The organism is Peribacillus sp. FSL K6-1552 (genome assembly GCF_038005205.1).
Classification (GTDB): domain Bacteria; phylum Bacillota; class Bacilli; order Bacillales; family DSM-1321; genus Peribacillus; species Peribacillus butanolivorans.
The window spans coordinates 5,162,699-5,180,079 of record NZ_JBBOST010000001.1 but is presented as its reverse complement, the minus strand read 5'-3'; the positions used below and the strand labels follow the sequence as shown (position 1 = coordinate 5,180,079).

9 protein-coding genes, 21 tRNA genes and 3 rRNA genes are annotated in these 17,381 nt (G+C 46.0%); 31 read left to right on the top strand and 2 right to left on the bottom strand.

Annotation, left to right across the window (positions count from 1 at the left end; all coding sequences use genetic code 11):
* The first annotated feature begins 87 nt into the window (after nucleotides 1-87).
* The 24 genes from NST21_RS24850 to NST21_RS24735 all read left to right on the top strand — a co-directional run bounded on the left by NST21_RS24850 (nucleotide 88) and on the right by NST21_RS24735 (nucleotide 6,959).
* Nucleotides 88-1,639: ribosomal RNA gene (locus NST21_RS24850) — 16S ribosomal RNA — on the top strand.
* A 175-nt stretch (nucleotides 1,640-1,814) separates the two neighbouring features.
* Nucleotides 1,815-4,747, top strand: a 23S ribosomal RNA gene (locus NST21_RS24845).
* Between the two features lie 116 nt (nucleotides 4,748-4,863).
* Nucleotides 4,864-4,979 (top strand): 5S ribosomal RNA (gene rrf, locus NST21_RS24840).
* Together the 16S, 23S and 5S rRNA genes with 21 tRNA genes alongside form the textbook arrangement of a ribosomal RNA operon.
* Before the next feature lie 12 nt (nucleotides 4,980-4,991).
* A tRNA-Val gene (locus NST21_RS24835) sits at nucleotides 4,992-5,067 on the top strand.
* 12 nt (nucleotides 5,068-5,079) lie between these two features.
* Nucleotides 5,080-5,155, top strand: a tRNA-Thr gene (locus NST21_RS24830).
* Nucleotides 5,156-5,175: 20 nt separating this feature from the next.
* A tRNA-Lys gene (locus tag NST21_RS24825) sits at nucleotides 5,176-5,251 on the top strand.
* Between the two features lie 9 nt (nucleotides 5,252-5,260).
* Nucleotides 5,261-5,342, top strand: a tRNA-Leu gene (locus NST21_RS24820).
* An 8-nt stretch (nucleotides 5,343-5,350) separates the two neighbouring features.
* Nucleotides 5,351-5,425, top strand: a tRNA-Gly gene (locus NST21_RS24815).
* A 12-nt stretch (nucleotides 5,426-5,437) separates the two neighbouring features.
* Nucleotides 5,438-5,526, top strand: a tRNA-Leu gene (locus tag NST21_RS24810).
* A gap of 9 nt (nucleotides 5,527-5,535) precedes the next feature.
* A tRNA-Arg gene (locus NST21_RS24805) sits at nucleotides 5,536-5,612 on the top strand.
* Between the two features lie 9 nt (nucleotides 5,613-5,621).
* A tRNA-Pro gene (locus tag NST21_RS24800) sits at nucleotides 5,622-5,698 on the top strand.
* Nucleotides 5,699-5,715: 17 nt separating this feature from the next.
* Nucleotides 5,716-5,791: transfer RNA gene (locus NST21_RS24795), tRNA-Ala, on the top strand.
* A 27-nt stretch (nucleotides 5,792-5,818) separates the two neighbouring features.
* Nucleotides 5,819-5,895, top strand: a tRNA-Met gene (locus NST21_RS24790).
* A 10-nt stretch (nucleotides 5,896-5,905) separates the two neighbouring features.
* Nucleotides 5,906-5,982 (top strand) — tRNA-Ile (locus NST21_RS24785).
* Between the two features lie 18 nt (nucleotides 5,983-6,000).
* Nucleotides 6,001-6,093, top strand: a tRNA-Ser gene (locus NST21_RS24780).
* 104 nt (nucleotides 6,094-6,197) lie between these two features.
* Nucleotides 6,198-6,271, top strand: a tRNA-Met gene (locus NST21_RS24775).
* Between the two features lie 6 nt (nucleotides 6,272-6,277).
* Nucleotides 6,278-6,353 (top strand) — tRNA-Asp (locus NST21_RS24770).
* A 22-nt stretch (nucleotides 6,354-6,375) separates the two neighbouring features.
* Nucleotides 6,376-6,451 (top strand) — tRNA-Phe (locus NST21_RS24765).
* A gap of 17 nt (nucleotides 6,452-6,468) precedes the next feature.
* A tRNA-His gene (locus tag NST21_RS24760) sits at nucleotides 6,469-6,544 on the top strand.
* A gap of 4 nt (nucleotides 6,545-6,548) precedes the next feature.
* Nucleotides 6,549-6,622 (top strand) — tRNA-Gly (locus NST21_RS24755).
* A 6-nt stretch (nucleotides 6,623-6,628) separates the two neighbouring features.
* Nucleotides 6,629-6,705, top strand: a tRNA-Ile gene (locus NST21_RS24750).
* Nucleotides 6,706-6,717: 12 nt separating this feature from the next.
* Nucleotides 6,718-6,792 (top strand) — tRNA-Asn (locus tag NST21_RS24745).
* A 1-nt stretch (nucleotide 6,793) separates the two neighbouring features.
* Nucleotides 6,794-6,884, top strand: a tRNA-Ser gene (locus NST21_RS24740).
* A 3-nt stretch (nucleotides 6,885-6,887) separates the two neighbouring features.
* Nucleotides 6,888-6,959 (top strand) — tRNA-Glu (locus tag NST21_RS24735).
* A 40-nt stretch (nucleotides 6,960-6,999) separates the two neighbouring features.
* Here the strand turns inward: NST21_RS24735 and NST21_RS24730 are convergent.
* Nucleotides 7,000-7,749 carry a TraR/DksA C4-type zinc finger protein gene (locus NST21_RS24730; protein ID WP_340891894.1) on the bottom strand — a complete coding sequence of 250 codons (750 nt, stop codon included), beginning with the start codon at nucleotides 7,747-7,749 and terminating at the stop codon, nucleotides 7,000-7,002.
* A 145-nt stretch (nucleotides 7,750-7,894) separates the two neighbouring features.
* A complete protein-coding gene (locus NST21_RS24725; protein ID WP_340891892.1) occupies nucleotides 7,895-8,815 on the bottom strand; it encodes a 1,4-dihydroxy-2-naphthoate polyprenyltransferase in 921 nt (306 codons plus the stop codon).
* Between the two features lie 298 nt (nucleotides 8,816-9,113).
* Between NST21_RS24725 and NST21_RS24720 the strand changes: the two genes are divergently transcribed.
* From NST21_RS24720 to NST21_RS24690, 7 genes are all read left to right on the top strand, one after another.
* Nucleotides 9,114-10,523 (top strand): isochorismate synthase, encoded by a 1,410-nt coding sequence (locus tag NST21_RS24720; protein WP_328116352.1) that lies wholly within the window; start codon nucleotides 9,114-9,116, stop codon nucleotides 10,521-10,523.
* Nucleotides 10,516-12,267, top strand: a complete 1,752-nt coding sequence (gene menD, locus NST21_RS24715) for a 2-succinyl-5-enolpyruvyl-6-hydroxy-3-cyclohexene-1-carboxylic-acid synthase (RefSeq protein ID WP_340891891.1) — start codon at nucleotides 10,516-10,518, stop codon at nucleotides 12,265-12,267. Before NST21_RS24720 ends, menD begins: the two co-directional genes overlap by 8 nt.
* Complete coding sequence (gene menH / locus NST21_RS24710) at nucleotides 12,264-13,073, top strand: 2-succinyl-6-hydroxy-2,4-cyclohexadiene-1-carboxylate synthase (protein ID WP_340891888.1); 810 nt, start codon at nucleotides 12,264-12,266, stop codon at nucleotides 13,071-13,073. Before menD ends, menH begins: the two co-directional genes overlap by 4 nt.
* A gap of 13 nt (nucleotides 13,074-13,086) precedes the next feature.
* The gene (gene menB, locus NST21_RS24705; RefSeq protein ID WP_056521242.1) at nucleotides 13,087-13,905 is read left to right on the top strand and encodes a 1,4-dihydroxy-2-naphthoyl-CoA synthase; all 819 of its coding nucleotides are present in this window, start codon (nucleotides 13,087-13,089) and stop codon (nucleotides 13,903-13,905) included.
* An 88-nt stretch (nucleotides 13,906-13,993) separates the two neighbouring features.
* On the top strand, nucleotides 13,994-15,475 hold the full coding sequence (locus NST21_RS24700) for an o-succinylbenzoate--CoA ligase (RefSeq protein ID WP_340891887.1): 1,482 nt from the start codon (nucleotides 13,994-13,996) through the stop codon (nucleotides 15,473-15,475).
* Nucleotides 15,472-16,575 carry an o-succinylbenzoate synthase gene (menC, locus tag NST21_RS24695; RefSeq protein WP_340891886.1) on the top strand — a complete coding sequence of 368 codons (1,104 nt, stop codon included), beginning with the start codon at nucleotides 15,472-15,474 and terminating at the stop codon, nucleotides 16,573-16,575. The genes NST21_RS24700 and menC overlap by 4 nt, the downstream gene beginning before the upstream one ends.
* 652 nt (nucleotides 16,576-17,227) lie before the next feature.
* On the top strand, nucleotides 17,228-17,374 hold the full coding sequence (locus tag NST21_RS24690) for a hypothetical protein (RefSeq protein WP_157443825.1): 147 nt from the start codon (nucleotides 17,228-17,230) through the stop codon (nucleotides 17,372-17,374).
* The last annotated feature ends 7 nt before the right edge of the window (nucleotides 17,375-17,381 follow it).

Below are 17,381 nucleotides of genomic sequence, written 5' to 3'. Positions count from 1 at the left end.
TTTGAAAACTGAACAAAACAAAGCGCCAACGTTAATTTTTAAGTGAGCACACACTATCAAAAAAGCAAAATGAGCAAGTCAAACATTTCTTCGGAGAGTTTGATCCTGGCTCAGGACGAACGCTGGCGGCGTGCCTAATACATGCAAGTCGAGCGAATCGATGGGAGCTTGCTCCCTGAGATTAGCGGCGGACGGGTGAGTAACACGTGGGCAACCTGCCTATAAGACTGGGATAACTTCGGGAAACCGGAGCTAATACCGGATACGTTCTTTTCTCGCATGAGAGAAGATGGAAAGACGGCCTCTAGCTGTCACTTATAGATGGGCCCGCGGCGCATTAGCTAGTTGGTGAGGTAATGGCTCACCAAGGCGACGATGCGTAGCCGACCTGAGAGGGTGATCGGCCACACTGGGACTGAGACACGGCCCAGACTCCTACGGGAGGCAGCAGTAGGGAATCTTCCGCAATGGACGAAAGTCTGACGGAGCAACGCCGCGTGAACGAAGAAGGCCTTCGGGTCGTAAAGTTCTGTTGTTAGGGAAGAACAAGTACCAGAGTAACTGCTGGTACCTTGACGGTACCTAACCAGAAAGCCACGGCTAACTACGTGCCAGCAGCCGCGGTAATACGTAGGTGGCAAGCGTTGTCCGGAATTATTGGGCGTAAAGCGCGCGCAGGTGGTTCCTTAAGTCTGATGTGAAAGCCCACGGCTCAACCGTGGAGGGTCATTGGAAACTGGGGAACTTGAGTGCAGAAGAGGAAAGTGGAATTCCAAGTGTAGCGGTGAAATGCGTAGAGATTTGGAGGAACACCAGTGGCGAAGGCGACTTTCTGGTCTGTAACTGACACTGAGGCGCGAAAGCGTGGGGAGCAAACAGGATTAGATACCCTGGTAGTCCACGCCGTAAACGATGAGTGCTAAGTGTTAGAGGGTTTCCGCCCTTTAGTGCTGCAGCTAACGCATTAAGCACTCCGCCTGGGGAGTACGGCCGCAAGGCTGAAACTCAAAGGAATTGACGGGGGCCCGCACAAGCGGTGGAGCATGTGGTTTAATTCGAAGCAACGCGAAGAACCTTACCAGGTCTTGACATCCTCTGACAACCCTAGAGATAGGGCGTTCCCCTTCGGGGGACAGAGTGACAGGTGGTGCATGGTTGTCGTCAGCTCGTGTCGTGAGATGTTGGGTTAAGTCCCGCAACGAGCGCAACCCTTGATCTTAGTTGCCAGCATTCAGTTGGGCACTCTAAGGTGACTGCCGGTGACAAACCGGAGGAAGGTGGGGATGACGTCAAATCATCATGCCCCTTATGACCTGGGCTACACACGTGCTACAATGGATGGTACAAAGGGCTGCAAACCTGCGAAGGTAAGCGAATCCCATAAAGCCATTCTCAGTTCGGATTGTAGGCTGCAACTCGCCTACATGAAGCCGGAATCGCTAGTAATCGCGGATCAGCATGCCGCGGTGAATACGTTCCCGGGCCTTGTACACACCGCCCGTCACACCACGAGAGTTTGTAACACCCGAAGTCGGTGAGGTAACCTTTATGGAGCCAGCCGCCTAAGGTGGGACAGATGATTGGGGTGAAGTCGTAACAAGGTAGCCGTATCGGAAGGTGCGGCTGGATCACCTCCTTTCTAAGGATAAATACGAGAGCGCTTTTGTTTTGTTCAGTTTTGAATGAGTAATTCATTCAGATTCGAAAGATCTCATCACGTAGTGATGGAATTCTTTCTTCTTTGTTCCTTGAAAACTAGATAATAGATAGAAGGCAATTAATTTTTTCAAAGCATCAGTAAGATCTTTTTTAACGGTTAAGTTAGAAAGGGCGCACGGTGGATGCCTTGGCACTAGGAGCCGATGAAGGACGGGACTAACACCGATATGCTTCGGGGAGCTGTAAGTAAGCTTTGATCCGGAGATTTCCGAATGGGGAAACCCACTGTTCGTAATGGAACAGTATCTTTACCTGAATACATAGGGTACTGAAGGCAGACCCGGGGAACTGAAACATCTAAGTACCCGGAGGAAGAGAAAGCAAATGCGATTTCCTGAGTAGCGGCGAGCGAAACGGAATTAGCCCAAACCAAGAGGCTTGCCTCTTGGGGTTGTAGGACACTCAACATGGAGTTACAAAGGAACGGGGTAAATGAAGTGATCTGGAAAGGTCCGTCAAAGAAGGTAAAAACCCTGTAGTTGAAACTTCGTTCCCTCCTGAGTGGATCCTGAGTACGGCGGGACACGAGAAATCCCGTCGGAAGCAGGGAGGACCATCTCCCAAGGCTAAATACTACCTAGTGACCGATAGTGAACCAGTACCGTGAGGGAAAGGTGAAAAGCACCCCGGAAGGGGAGTGAAATAGATCCTGAAACCGTGTGCCTACAAGTAGTCAAAGCCCGTTAATGGGTAATGGCGTGCCTTTTGTAGAATGAACCGGCGAGTTACGATTTCATGCGAGGTTAAGTTGATAAGACGGAGCCGCAGCGAAAGCGAGTCTGAATAGGGCGAATGAGTATGAGGTCGTAGACCCGAAACCAGGTGATCTACCCATGTCCAGGGTGAAGTTCAGGTAACACTGAATGGAGGCCCGAACCCACGCACGTTGAAAAGTGCGGGGATGAGGTGTGGGTAGCGGAGAAATTCCAATCGAACCTGGAGATAGCTGGTTCTCTCCGAAATAGCTTTAGGGCTAGCCTCAAGATGAGAGTATTGGAGGTAGAGCACTGATTGGACTAGGGGCCCCCAACGGGTTACCGAATTCAGTCAAACTCCGAATGCCAAATACTTATTCTTGGGAGTCAGACTGCGAGTGATAAGATCCGTAGTCGAAAGGGAAACAGCCCAGACCACCAGCTAAGGTCCCAAAGTATACGTTAAGTGGAAAAGGATGTGGAGTTGCTTAGACAACCAGGATGTTGGCTCAGAAGCAGCCATCATTTAAAGAGTGCGTAATAGCTCACTGGTCGAGTGACTCCGCGCCGAAAATGTACCGGGGCTAAACGTATCACCGAAGCTGTGGATTGACACCGTATGGTGTCGATGGTAGGAGAGCGTTCTAAGGGCGTTGAAGTCAGACCGGAAGGACTGGTGGAGCGCTTAGAAGTGAGAATGCCGGTATGAGTAGCGAAAGAAGGGTGAGAATCCCTTCCACCGAATGCCTAAGGTTTCCTGAGGAAGGCTCGTCCGCTCAGGGTTAGTCGGGACCTAAGCCGAGGCCGAAAGGCGTAGGCGATGGACAACAGGTTGATATTCCTGTACCACCTATACATCGTTTGAACGATGGGGGGACGCAGAAGGATAGGGTAAGCGCGCTGTTGGATATGCGCGTCCAAGCAGTTAGGCCGGAAACGAGGCAAATCCCGTTTCCATTAAGGCGGAGCTGTGATGGCGAGGGAAATATAGTACCGAAGTTCCTGATTCCACGCTGCCAAGAAAAGCCTCTAGTGAGATGTAAGGTGCCCGTACCGCAAACCGACACAGGTAGGCGAGGAGAGAATCCTAAGGTGTGCGAGAGAACTCTCGTTAAGGAACTCGGCAAAATGACCCCGTAACTTCGGGAGAAGGGGTGCTTTTTAGGGTGAATAGCCCAGAAAAGCCGCAGTGAATAGGCCCAGGCGACTGTTTAGCAAAAACACAGGTCTCTGCGAAGCCGCAAGGCGAAGTATAGGGGCTGACACCTGCCCGGTGCTGGAAGGTTAAGGGGAGAGGTTAGCGCAAGCGAAGCTTTGAACCGAAGCCCCAGTAAACGGCGGCCGTAACTATAACGGTCCTAAGGTAGCGAAATTCCTTGTCGGGTAAGTTCCGACCCGCACGAAAGGTGTAACGATCTGGGCACTGTCTCAACGAGAGACTCGGTGAAATTATAGTACCTGTGAAGATGCAGGTTACCCGCGACAGGACGGAAAGACCCCGTGGAGCTTTACTGCAGCCTGATATTGAATTTTGGTACAGCTTGTACAGGATAGGTAGGAGCCTGAGAAGCCGGAGCGCTAGCTTCGGTGGAGGCGTTGGTGGGATACTACCCTGGCTGTATTGAAATTCTAACCCGCGCCCCTTATCGGGGTGGGAGACAGTGTCAGGTGGGCAGTTTGACTGGGGCGGTCGCCTCCTAAAGAGTAACGGAGGCGCCCAAAGGTTCCCTCAGAATGGTTGGAAATCATTCGTAGAGTGTAAAGGCACAAGGGAGCTTGACTGCGAGACCTACAAGTCGAGCAGGGACGAAAGTCGGGCTTAGTGATCCGGTGGTTCCGCATGGAAGGGCCATCGCTCAACGGATAAAAGCTACCCCGGGGATAACAGGCTTATCTCCCCCAAGAGTCCACATCGACGGGGAGGTTTGGCACCTCGATGTCGGCTCATCGCATCCTGGGGCTGTAGTCGGTCCCAAGGGTTGGGCTGTTCGCCCATTAAAGCGGTACGCGAGCTGGGTTCAGAACGTCGTGAGACAGTTCGGTCCCTATCCGTCGCGGGCGCAGGAAATTTGAGAGGAGCTGTCCTTAGTACGAGAGGACCGGGATGGACGCACCGCTGGTGTACCAGTTGTCTTGCCAAAGGCATAGCTGGGTAGCTACGTGCGGACGGGATAAGTGCTGAAAGCATCTAAGCATGAAGCCCCCCTCGAGATGAGATTTCCCATAGCGCAAGCTAGTAAGATCCCTGAAAGATGATCAGGTTGATAGGTCAGAGGTGGAAGCGTGGCGACATGTGGAGCTGACTGATACTAATAGATCGAGGACTTAACCACGCTTTAAAAAATGAAATACCTTCTTATTATCTAGTTTTGAAGGAATGAAAATTTCTTCTTGCATTTTTTCAAAAAGACGTTATAATAATATATGTCTTAAAAAAATGTTAACATTGTTTGGTGGCGATAGCGAAGAGGTCACACCCGTTCCCATTCCGAACACGGCAGTTAAGCTCTTCAGCGCCGATGGTAGTTGGGGGTTTCCCCCTGTGAGAGTAGGACGCCGCCAAGCAGTTACACATATGGAGGATTAGCTCAGCTGGGAGAGCATCTGCCTTACAAGCAGAGGGTCGGCGGTTCGATCCCGTCATCCTCCACCATTTTTTACACCTGCCGGTGTAGCTCAACTGGTAGAGCAACTGACTTGTAATCAGTAGGTTGGGGGTTCAAGTCCTCTTGCCGGCACCATCTTTTATTATTAAACGTACGAGCCATTAGCTCAGTTGGTAGAGCATCTGACTTTTAATCAGAGGGTCGAAGGTTCGAATCCTTCATGGCTCACCATTATATTATGCGGGTGTGGCGGAATTGGCAGACGCACCAGACTTAGGATCTGGCGCCGCAAGGCGTGGGGGTTCAAGTCCCTTCACCCGCATCTTTCATGCGGAAGTAGTTCAGTGGTAGAATACAACCTTGCCAAGGTTGGGGTCGCGGGTTCGAATCCCGTCTTCCGCTCCACTTTTCGTATGTGCCGGGGTGGCGGAACTGGCAGACGCACAGGACTTAAAATCCTGCGGTAGGTGACTACCGTACCGGTTCGATTCCGGTCCTCGGCACCATCTTAATATGCGCCCGTAGCTCAATTGGATAGAGCATCTGACTACGAATCAGAAGGTTGTAGGTTCGACTCCCGCCGGGCGCACCATGTTTTTTGCGGGAAGTAGCTCAGCTTGGTAGAGCACTTGGTTTGGGACCAAGGGGTCGCAGGTTCGAATCCTGTCTTCCCGACCACGTGATTTCTAATGAATGGGGCCTTAGCTCAGCTGGGAGAGCGCCTGCCTTGCACGCAGGAGGTCAGCGGTTCGATCCCGCTAGGCTCCACCATTTTTCATCAAAAACTTATATTATATTGGCGGTGTAGCTCAGCTGGCTAGAGCGTACGGTTCATACCCGTGAGGTCGGGGGTTCGATCCCCTCCGCCGCTACCAATAAATATAAGGACCTTTAGCTCAGCTGGTTAGAGCAGACGGCTCATAACCGTCCGGTCGTAGGTTCGAGTCCTACAAGGTCCACCATGTAATTTTTTTAGCCACGGAGGTATACCCAAGTTCGGCTGAAGGGATCGGTCTTGAAAACCGACAGGGGAGTCAAATCCCGCGGGGGTTCGAATCCCTCTACCTCCTCCATTTCTTTAAAAGCAGCAAGTTGTTTTGAAACAACCTTTACATAGAGGAAGCGGATGAAACAATCTACACGAAAACTTGATGCAAAATCGTTTCATTATTACCGTCGCGGGGTGGAGCAGTCCGGTAGCTCGTCGGGCTCATAACCCGAAGGTCGCAGGTTCAAATCCTGTCCCCGCAATTATTAGGTCCCGTGGTGTAGCGGTTAACATGCCTGCCTGTCACGCAGGAGATCGCGGGTTCGATTCCCGTCGGGACCGCCATTATTAAATTTAATACAAATGTGGCTCAGTAGCTCAGTCGGTAGAGCAAAGGACTGAAAATCCTTGTGTCGGCGGTTCGATTCCGTCCTGAGCCACCATTATTTCAAAAATTACGGCGATTGTGGCGAAGTGGTTAACGCACCTGATTGTGGTTCAGGCATTCGTGGGTTCGATTCCCATCAGTCGCCCCATTTCGCGGGTGTAGTTTAGTGGTAAAACCTCAGCCTTCCAAGCTGATGATGAGGGTTCGATTCCCTTCACCCGCTCCAATTTATGGGCCTATAGCTCAGCTGGTTAGAGCGCACGCCTGATAAGCGTGAGGTCGATGGTTCGAGTCCATTTAGGCCCACCATATTCATATTGTTCCGCAGTAGCTCAGTGGTAGAGCATTCGGCTGTTAACCGAACGGTCGTAGGTTCGAGTCCTACCTGCGGAGCCATGGGGAAGTACTCAAGAGGCTGAAGAGGCGCCCCTGCTAAGGGTGTAGGTCGCGTGAGCGGCGCGAGGGTTCAAATCCCTCCTTCTCCGCCATTTGGCCCGTTGGTCAAGCGGTTAAGACACCGCCCTTTCACGGCGGTAACACGGGTTCGAATCCCGTACGGGTCATAAAAAAGAAGCATACATTCTGTATGCTTCTTTTTTTTATTTATTTCTCTTCATTGATATAACTATCTTTTTGTTTATAAGGAATGTCTCCAAGCTGAGATTTAACATTTTCTTCATCTAATGTATCTTCATAGTTCTTTTTCTTTTTATTCGGGATACCCCTTATTTTTTTTCCTTCGATATCATTTGCTACAAATCCTTCATAGTCTTCAGAAAATCCATCGGTTTCATCTTCTGTTTTATAAAGATTATAATAGCTGTCATGATCGCCCGTGTAATCCGCAGGTGTTTCAGATGTACCAAATTTGGCTACTTCGCCAAAGCTATCTTCTTTATCTACTATTTCACTTCCATGACGGTTTTCAAAATTATTTCCCTTTGATGGAATCAGTACGTCTTCTTCAACTGGTCGATCTTGTGTAGTCGGTCGTTCTGGGGCGTGCTCGACACAATAGAGAGTGGTAGGTATGGCTTCAAGCCGTTCAAAAGGGATTTCTGTATCACAGGTTTTACAATGGCCATAGAAGCCTGCTTCTATCGCATTCAATGCATTCTTGACTTTTTCCATTTCAGATTGTGCATGCTCATCTAGTGCCTGGTTTCTTTCCATTTCGAATAATTCAGTTCCAAGGTCAGCGGGATGATTGTCATAGGAGGATAGTTCCCCTACAGATTCTGTCTGACTTTTATTTAGAAGTGTTTGTTCATCATTTTTGAGCCTATTATTCAGTTCTTCTTTTTCTATAAGTAGTTCTTTTTTTAAATGTTGCGTTTGTTGTTTGGTTGCCATGTTTATTTCACTCCTTCGAAAGTCTATATCTCATTTGAATAATGGTTGGATGGGTGTCTTATCCATTACCCGAATCGGAGGGGAGGGAAACAAATTGGAAGGAAGCAAAAAAGGACTGAGTCAAAATCGACTCAGTCCTTAGCGATTAAATAAGATAGCTGATGAATAATCCAATGGCCATAAGCAGGCCGAAGAAGGTGTTCGTTTGGGCCGTGGCTTTCATCGCAGGTACCATCGTAATAGGTGACGTTTTACCGACGAAGCCTTTGATTGCTGCCAAGGCTTTCGGAATGCTTAGGAAGGCAAGCAAAATCCATGCTGTAACGCTTTCAGCTAGGACTAATCCTACTAGCCATAGGTAAGAGAAGGCAAACATAATTGCCATAAATGTTAAGGCATTTTTTCTGCCCATTACTACAGGCATCGTTTTACGGCCGTGTGCCTTATCTCCGTCATGATCACGGAGGTTATTGGATAAATTGATTAACCCGACTAAAATTCCGCTTGGTATAGCAATTAAGATAGCTGTGGTAGAAACAAAACCAGTTTGAATGAAATAGGCAATCAAGATTATCAAAAAGCCCATAAACAATCCAGAAAAAAGTTCTCCAAATGGTGTGTATGAAATAGGCAGTGGACCGCCAGTGTAAAGGTAGCCGACAAGCATACAGACCAGGCCTACCGCAGCAAGCCACCAAGATGATGCTGCACAGATATAGATTCCAAGTATCAGTGCGATGCCATACATACTAAGAGCTAAGGTCATGATGAGTTTTGGAGTCATGCCATGACGGACAATGCCACCACCGATGCCAACAGATTCTTCCGTATCCAATCCTCTCTTGAAATCATAGTATTCATTGAATAAGTTCGTTGCAGCTTGGATAAGGATACTTGCAATCATCATGGCTGCAAATAGTAGCCAATTTACGCCATCTTCTAAAAGTGCAATCATAGTTCCAAGTAGGACTGGAACAAAAGCTGCGGTAAGTGTATGTGGACGAATTAACTCCCACCAAATTTTCCAGGTTCGTTTAAGGGGAAGGTCGTCGTATTCTGTTTGCATTATTTCTCTCCTCAAAATCATTATTAGTTCCCTTGAAATTATATCAAATATTGAAATTGTTCACAAAAGGTTATCCTATTTAGTGTAGGAAAAGTGGTGTGGAGTGTCAATTGAATTTCATAGACGATCACTTCCAATATCAAGGATATTCTACTTCATTCACTAAGAATCATATAATAAGGAAAAAAGCAGTCATGAATCGTTCGATAAAGGGGCGTTTTATTGACATTGGGTTGAAGAGAGGTGTATCTTTAAATAGGTTAAAAAGCTTTTAAAATGTACATTTGGGGGGATTTTTTTGGCTATCTCAGAAGAAACTGAACAGTTTCAGGGACTGGCTTCAGCTATACAAAAGGCAAAGGACTTGAATGGTCAAGTTCTATTCAGTCATATTAAGAAAATAAATTGCAACAACCCCCTTTCATTTTATCAAGCTGGAAGAGAACGGTATGCGGGTGAACGCTTTTTCTGGGAGGACCCTGCAAAAGATATAACCATTACTGGTTTAGGCAACGTTAAGAAACTCCAAGCGGCATCAAATGCCGACCGTTATAGAGAAGTCGAAATGAGCTGGATCAAACTGCAGAATACTGCTGTCAAAACAGGAGTGACCGATGTAGAAGCAACTGGTCCTTTACTCTTTGGTGGCTTTTCTTTTGATTATGAAACTAACAGTACGCTCCTTTGGAATCAATTCGGGGACAATCTGTTTTATATACCTGCCTTCATGCTATCGCTAGTGGGGGAGCAAGCTTACTTAACGACAAACCTACTTTGTTCACCGGATGATTCAGAAAAACTCTTCATAGATATGATAAATGAACGGGAATCTTTCCTTATCGAAAGCTTGAATGGCACCGAACTGCGTGCCAATACTCTTGTTAAGCAGAAGGAAGTCAAACCTAAGGAATGGAAGCAGACGGTTGCAGAGGCTGTTGAGGAAATCAAGACAACAGATCTCGACAAGATTGTTTTGGCAAGGGAGCTGCGCCTTGTGTTTGAGCGCTCCATTGATTCAGAGAAAGTACTCGAGCAATTGATTGCTGAGCAGCCATTAAGCTATATTTTTAGTTTGGAAGCGGGCGGTGACTGTTTCGTGGGTGCAACTCCTGAGCGTTTGATAAAGAAGCAGGGTAATGAAGTCTTTTCTACCTGTCTCGCAGGATCGATGGGACGGGGGAAAACTGAAGAAGAGGATGCTTGTCTTGGTGATGAACTGCTTCATGACCAAAAGAATTTACAAGAGCATCAATACGTCGTTTCGATGATATCAAATGCGTTTGAGGCGGTATGTGAAAAGGTAATAGTTCCGACCGAACCGAAATTGATGAAAAACCGTCATATTCAGCATTTGTATACACCGGTCCGTGGAATTTGCAATGAGGGTGTCACGATTTTTGAATTTGTAGAAAATCTGCATCCAACACCTGCAATGGGCGGGCTTCCGAAAGAAGAAGCTGTCGCCCGTATTCGGGAAATAGAAGGTCTTGAACGTGGCTTTTATGCGGGGCCATTAGGCTGGGTGGATGCCTATGGGAACGGGGAATTTGCAGTTGGGATTCGTTCCGCCCTACTACAGGATAATGAGGCATCGCTTTTTGCAGGATGCGGCGTAGTGGAAGATTCGACACCTGAAAGTGAATTCCAAGAAACGGGGATTAAATTCAATCCAATGCTAAGTGCTTTAGGAGGAAATCTTAATGAATGACCGAGATGCATTGACAGCGTATGCTGCTTCATTTGTCGATGAGCTTGCACAAAATAAGATGAAGCATGTGGTGGTAAGTCCAGGTTCACGATCCACACCGCTCGCTTTGCTGCTGGTAGAACATCCTGATATCGAAGTTCATATTAATGTGGATGAGCGTTCGGCTGCTTTTTTTGCCCTTGGTTTGGCTAAGGCATTAAAAGAACCTGTCGGACTTCTTTGTACGTCTGGTACAGCTGCTGCTAACTTTTACCCAGCTGTCATTGAGGCTTACTATTCAAGGGTGCCACTGATCGTGCTGACGGCTGATCGTCCGCATGAGTTGCGTGATGTCGGGGCTCCACAGGCCATTGATCAAATTCATCTGTACGGAAGGCAAGTGAAGTGGTTTGTCGAAATGGCGCTTCCGGAAAGTACCGATGAAATGATGCGATATGCGAGAACAATCGGTGCAAGGGCAGTTTCGACAGCGGCAACTGAGCCGGCTGGACCCGTACATTTGAACTTCCCGCTTCGTGAACCACTTATTCCAAATCTGGAACAAGCTAAAGAATATAGGCAAAATAAAATGACACCGGCTGTGATGATTGAAAATGGTGCACTATCACTGTCTGATTCACATATAGAGGCGCTGGCAGCTACGTTATCACAAGCGAAACAAGGAATGATCGTGTGTGGAGAATTACGGCATCCAAAGATGAAGGAAGCAATTGTAGCTTTAGCTGAGAAGCTTGCTTTCCCGATACTAGCTGACCCTCTTTCGCAGCTAAGAAGTGGCAAACACGATAAAAACGGTATTATTGATACCTACGATACATTTCTACGTGATGAAGCGGCCAAGGAAGCTTTCCGGCCGGATGTAGTGTTGCGTTTCGGTTCTATGCCGGTATCTAAACCTTTATTGTTATTCATGAAAAAACAAAAACAGGCAAATACTTTGGTCATTGATGGCGGAGCAGGGTGGCGTGAACCAGCAGGACTGGCAACCAACATGATTTACTGCGAAGAAAAAGATTTTTGCCAACGTGTATGTGAAAAAATTCCGAAAGCTACTGAGAAAAACTGGCTTGGTTTGTGGAAAACTGTCAATGGAGCGACGAAAAATGCCTTATCTTCCATCCGTGATGAAGTGGAGTTAAGTGAAGGAAAGCTGTTTTCGCTGCTACAGGATATGATGCCAATAGAATCGACATTGTTTGTTGGAAATAGTATGCCAATACGGGATCTGGATACATTCTTTTTGAGTAATGAAAAAGGAATCAAAACCTTTGCAAATCGGGGAGCGAACGGAATTGATGGTGTTGTTTCTACCGCGCTTGGCGTAAGCACCGTTTCAGAAAATACAGTACTCGCAATCGGAGATTTAAGCTTTTTCCATGATATGAACGGATTGCTTGCGGCTAAGCTGCAAAAACAAAATATCACGATTTTGCTGATTAATAATGACGGCGGCGGTATATTCTCTTTCCTTCCACAGGCAAATGATAGGGAACACTTCGAAACGTTATTCGGCACTCCCCACGGGCTTGATTTTTCCCATACTGCCCAGCTTTACGGCGGGAAATACAGCAAGGTGCAAAATTGGGATGAACTGAAGCAGGTATTTACAGAGTCGTTTGAAATCCAAGGCTTGAAAATAATCGAAGTACCTACCGATAGGGAGTCCAATTTGCAAAAGCATCGAAATTTGTGGAATTTTGTTTCCCAGGAAATAAAAGTGGTATTAGATAGGGAAATATCATGAAAATTGTCTGCAGAGATGTCACTTATTCTGTTGAAATAGCGGGAAATGGAGAACCTCTTGTACTTTTGCATGGATTTACGGGAAATCGAGATACATGGAAATTTCTCATCCCGCTTTTGCGTGAAAAATATACCTTGATCATGGTCGATATTATCGGACATGGAGGGACTGCATCACCAGCCGATTATCGTCGGTATGAGATGAAGCAAGTGACAGAGGACCTTAAGCATATTTTGGATGAGTTAAATTTCCCAAAAACCCATATCCTTGGATATTCAATGGGAGGGAGGCTTGCTTTGGGCTTTGCCTGTTTGTATCCTGAGTATGTAAAGACATTGATGTTAGAAAGCGCTTCACCTGGCCTTTTAACAGAAGAGAAGCGGGTAATCCGCAGAAGTAATGATAAGAAGCTTGCCGGAAAGATTCTTGAAAACGGCATCGAGGCGTTTGTCGATCAGTGGGAAAACATCCCGCTGTTTGAAAGTCAGAAAAGGTTATCATCTAAAACCCAGGCGGCGATTCGACAGCAGCGTTTGGAAAATAATCCTTCGGGCCTTTCCAGTAGCCTTTTAGGAATGGGAACCGGCAGTCAGGCTTCCTATTGGGAAGAACTAGAATTTCTTGATTTTCCAGTGCTTCTTGTTACTGGTGAACTCGATCCCAAGTTTTGTCTGATTGCGGAGTCGATGCAAAAAATGCTGAAACAGGCTGAATGGAAAATAATTAATGATGCCGGACATGCGATTCATGTGGAAGATGGAGAAAAGTTTGGTAAAATAATAAGTGAGTTTTTAATGCGAAATTAAAGGAGGATTTTAAATGACAATACAATGGGAAACAATACGTGAGTATGATGAAATTTTATATGAAAAATATAATGGGATTGCGAAAGTGTCTATCAACCGTCCACATGTACATAATGCATTCACGCCAAAAACGACTGCTGAGATGATTGATGCATTCGCAAGAGCGCGTGATGATTCTAGCATTGGAGTTATTATTTTAACGGGTGTAGGCGGCAAAGCATTCTGTTCAGGCGGGGACCAAAAAGTACGCGGAAACGGTGGATATGTCGGCGAAGATAATATTCCGCGTCTAAACGTACTTGATTTGCAACGTTTGATCCGTGTGATTCCGAAACCAGTTGTAGCTATGGTTGCAGGTTATGCGATTGGTGGCGGTAATGTATTGAATGTGGTATGTGACTTAACAATTGCCGCTGACAATGCAGTCTTTGGACAAACCGGGCCAAACGTAGGAAGCTTTGATGCTGGTTATGGTTCAGGTTATTTAGCACGTATCGTTGGTCATAAGAAAGCACGTGAAATTTGGTACCTATGTCGTCAATACAATGCTCAAGAAGCATTGGATATGGGACTAGTTAACACGGTTGTTCCTTTAGACCAATTAGAAGCAGAAACAGTTAAATGGTGTGAAGAAATGCTTGAGAAGAGCCCAACTGCACTTCGTTTCTTAAAAGCAGCGATGAATGCGGATACAGATGGTCTTGCAGGTCTTCAACAATTGGCTGGCGATGCTACACTTTTATACTATACAACAGAAGAAGCAAAAGAAGGCCGCGATGCGTTCAAAGAAAAACGCGATCCGGACTTCGGACAATTCCCTCGTTTCCCTTAATGAGACGCGTGAATCGATAAGACAGACAGCTTGGCGGATAATCGCCGGGCTGTTTTCTATATCTAAATGTATGGGAGGGTAAGCAACGATGGCAGAAGAAAAGTTGCCGAACTGGCTGAAAAACCGGGCACATCTATCACCGGATCGTCCGGCGATTGAATTTGAAGGGCGTACGTATACCTTTCTTGAACTACATACTCTAACCGGGAAAATGGCCGGTAAGCTAGCGAACAAAGGTGTGAAGGCTGGCGAATCATGCGCGGTTTTGCTCCGGAATCATATAGATAGTGTCGTCGTGATTCATGCGCTCTTTTATCTGGGTGTGAAGATCGTGATGCTGAATAATAAGTTAACGGCAAAAGAACTGTCCTGGCAGATCGAGGATAGTGAGGCAGTACGTCTGATATCGGAGGATTCCTTCTCTGAAAAACTCTCCGATATTCGTGACATTCTCACGGATTTCCAGGTTCTTTTAAAGGAAGAATTACCCGAAGAAGGCACGACAGAATTTCTCCATGAGTTTAATCTTGAAGATACAGCTACGATTATGTATACATCGGGTACAACGGGTAATCCAAAGGGTGTAATACAAACATTCGGCAACCACTGGTGGAGTGCGGTTGGTTCTATGTTGAATCTTGGATTGAGGGAAGAAGATTCATGGTATTGTGCGGTCCCGATTTTTCATATTAGCGGCCTGTCTATTTTGATGAAAAGTATAATTTATGGTATGAAGGTCGTGCTGGTAGAGAAGTTTGATGAACGAGAAGCGAACCGGAACATTCAGGAAAATGGCGTGACGATTATTTCGGTCGTGACGACGATGCTGAACCGAATGTTGCATGATTTAGGAAAGACAAGCTATCCAGAAACCTTCCGCTGTATGCTGTTAGGCGGCGGCCCGGCACCGGTTCATTTGCTTGAAGTATGTAAGGGAAAAGGGATTCCTGTCTATCAGACGTATGGGATGACTGAAACATCTTCGCAGATTGTAACACTTGCACCGGAGTATAGCATGACAAAAATCGGGTCGGCGGGGAAACCTTTGTTTCCTTCGCAGTTACGGATAGTTAAGGACGGTAAGACCTGTGAACCTGGTGTAGCGGGTGAAATTGTTGTTTCAGGTCCGAATGTGACGAAAGGCTATTTCAAACGATTGGATGCGACACAGCAAGCGATTACGGAGGGATGGCTTTATACTGGGGATCTTGGTTATCTTGATGAAGAAGGCTTTTTGTATGTGCTTGACCGACGCTCCGATTTAATCATCTCCGGTGGCGAAAATGTCTATCCGGCTGAAATTGAAAATGTTCTAAGTAAGCACCCGGCTGTTTTCGAGGCGGGAGTTACGGGAACAGAAGATGAAAAATGGGGACAGGTACCACTCGCGTTTGTCGTCTTACATCAAGGTGCAGAGTTGAAAGAGACCGAGCTTTTGAATTATTGCGGGGACTCCTTGGCTGCATATAAAATTCCCCGGAATGTTATTTTTTGTGAGGAGCTTCCCAGGAATGGTGCGAGTAAGCTGCTGCGAAGGGAATTGAAGAAGAGAGTGGGAAAACAACGATGAAGTTATCCTCCATCTCATTACGGCTCATTACGGCCCCTTTAAAGCAACCGTTTAAGACCCACCTCGAGATGGTAAGCGAACGCGAAGTGATTGTTATCGAAGCCAAAGATCAAGATGGGCTAATCGGATACGGTGAAGCGGTGCCATTTACAAGTCCTTGGTACACCGAGGAAACGGTTAAAACCTGCTTTCATATGTTGGAGGATTTCTTAATTCCGTTGACATTGGCTGGTCAGTTTAAGCACCCTAATGAACTGCCAAGCTTATGGAGCGGAATAAGAAGGAATGCGATGGCGAAGTCAGCTCTAGATCAGGCGATTTGGGATTTATATGCGAAGCAGAAGGGATTCTACCTCGGACAGTTGTTTGGAGGGGAACGGAGCGAAGTTGCGGCTGGTGTTGTCGTTGCATCGGATAATATCGGTGATGCGATGCGTCAGATTGACGATTTTTCCGCATTCGGGTATCAGCGGTATAAAATAAAAATCAATCCTAAAAATGACTTGGAGTTTCTATCAGAAATTCGGCGCACCTATCCAGATATCCCGTTAATGGCGGATGCCAATTCGGCGTACAAGCTTGAAGACACTTCGCACCTGCAAAAGCTTGATGCATTCAAGTTGATGATGATTGAGCAACCACTAGGGCATGACGACATAGTCGAACATTCTGTTTTGCAAAAGCAGCTACAGACGCCAATTTGTCTTGATGAGAGCATTAATTCCTATCATGATGCGAAAAATGCACTTTTACTCGAGAGCTGCGGGGTAATTACAATTAAGATGGCCAAAGTAGGTGGCTGGTCGGAAGCGGTCAAAATCCATGATCTATGCGTGGAAAAAAACGTGCCCGTTTGGTGCGGAGGCATGATTGAATTTGGCATATCCCGAGCTCATAATATCGCGCTAGCCACATTAAAAGGCTTTACAATTCCGGGGGACATATCGTCATCGTCCCGCTATTGGGAAGAGGATATTATTGAACCGGAAGTCATCGTCGAAAGTGGCGTCATTCAGGTTCCGGATAAAGCAGGAATCGGTTTTGCCATAAATGAAAAGCGACTAAATGAATTGACGACCTATAGTAAGCTGTACCGGTAAAACGACAAAGAGGTGCTATTCGCACCTCCTCTTTTGAATGTACTTTTAATTCGTAAAGCCATCGTCTTTAATATTCCTTAGGCTGTTTGGATAACAAGCGAGGAGCTAGATGCATATGAAGATAGGAAATAGAATGAAGGGAGACGCGTGAATAAATATGTTCCGCTTTCTACTGTCTAATAATGCATTTCTAGCACTTGTCTTAGTGAACCCAAATGCTTTTTCTTCAATATTCATATCGAAAAAGATAGGGTTGTATCTTGTGAAGCCAATTATAATATAACCTGAATAATTTGATTGTTCGTAATGATTAATATGTCCAACATAATCATCATTTTCCCCGCAAATTGTACCTCCATCCGTCTGAATGATTCCTGTGTGTTAGTAACAAATAAAACAATCTTGGATTAAAATCCACCCCTTAATAAACTTTTTTAATAGTATGATACAAATGGATTTTTACCCTATCCATCTTATTCCTTTAAATAAAACGACTCATAAAACAGATACGGTTTTCAAAAATAAGTAATTCCTAATTATCCAAAAGTCATATTTTTTTCGAAAAATGGGGCTTTGTCTATTTTTCCTTTTATGGATTATTTTGTATAATAGAGAAAAGTGAAACAACTAAGGAATAGGGAGGGGAGAGTATATGAAAAAGCCATACCTTATTGCAGAAATTCTATTAAGAAGAGGCGTTCCGGATTTTGTCATTAAAGAAGTTACAGCATTGGCTGAGTGTGAATTGTTTCTCTTGAAGAGAAAGTGGGGCATATATAACAGAACAACGGGAGCATAGGTCAAGA

Bases quoted from the DNA above. Each gene is read 5' to 3' on its own strand.
- menC (WP_340891886.1), top strand. From the start codon at position 15,472: ATGAAGTTATCCTCCATCTCATTACGGCTCATTACGGCCCCTTTAAAG.
- NST21_RS24725 (WP_340891892.1), bottom strand. From the start codon at position 8,815: ATGCAAACAGAATACGACGACCTTCCCCTTAAACGAACCTGGAAAATT.
- NST21_RS24700 (WP_340891887.1), top strand. From the start codon at position 13,994: ATGGCAGAAGAAAAGTTGCCGAACTGGCTGAAAAACCGGGCACATCTA.
- menH (WP_340891888.1), top strand. From the start codon at position 12,264: ATGAAAATTGTCTGCAGAGATGTCACTTATTCTGTTGAAATAGCGGGA.
- NST21_RS24730 (WP_340891894.1), bottom strand. From the start codon at position 7,749: ATGGCAACCAAACAACAAACGCAACATTTAAAAAAAGAACTACTTATA.
- menD (WP_340891891.1), top strand. From the start codon at position 10,516: ATGAATGACCGAGATGCATTGACAGCGTATGCTGCTTCATTTGTCGAT.
- menB (WP_056521242.1), top strand. From the start codon at position 13,087: ATGACAATACAATGGGAAACAATACGTGAGTATGATGAAATTTTATAT.
- NST21_RS24690 (WP_157443825.1), top strand. From the start codon at position 17,228: ATGAAAAAGCCATACCTTATTGCAGAAATTCTATTAAGAAGAGGCGTT.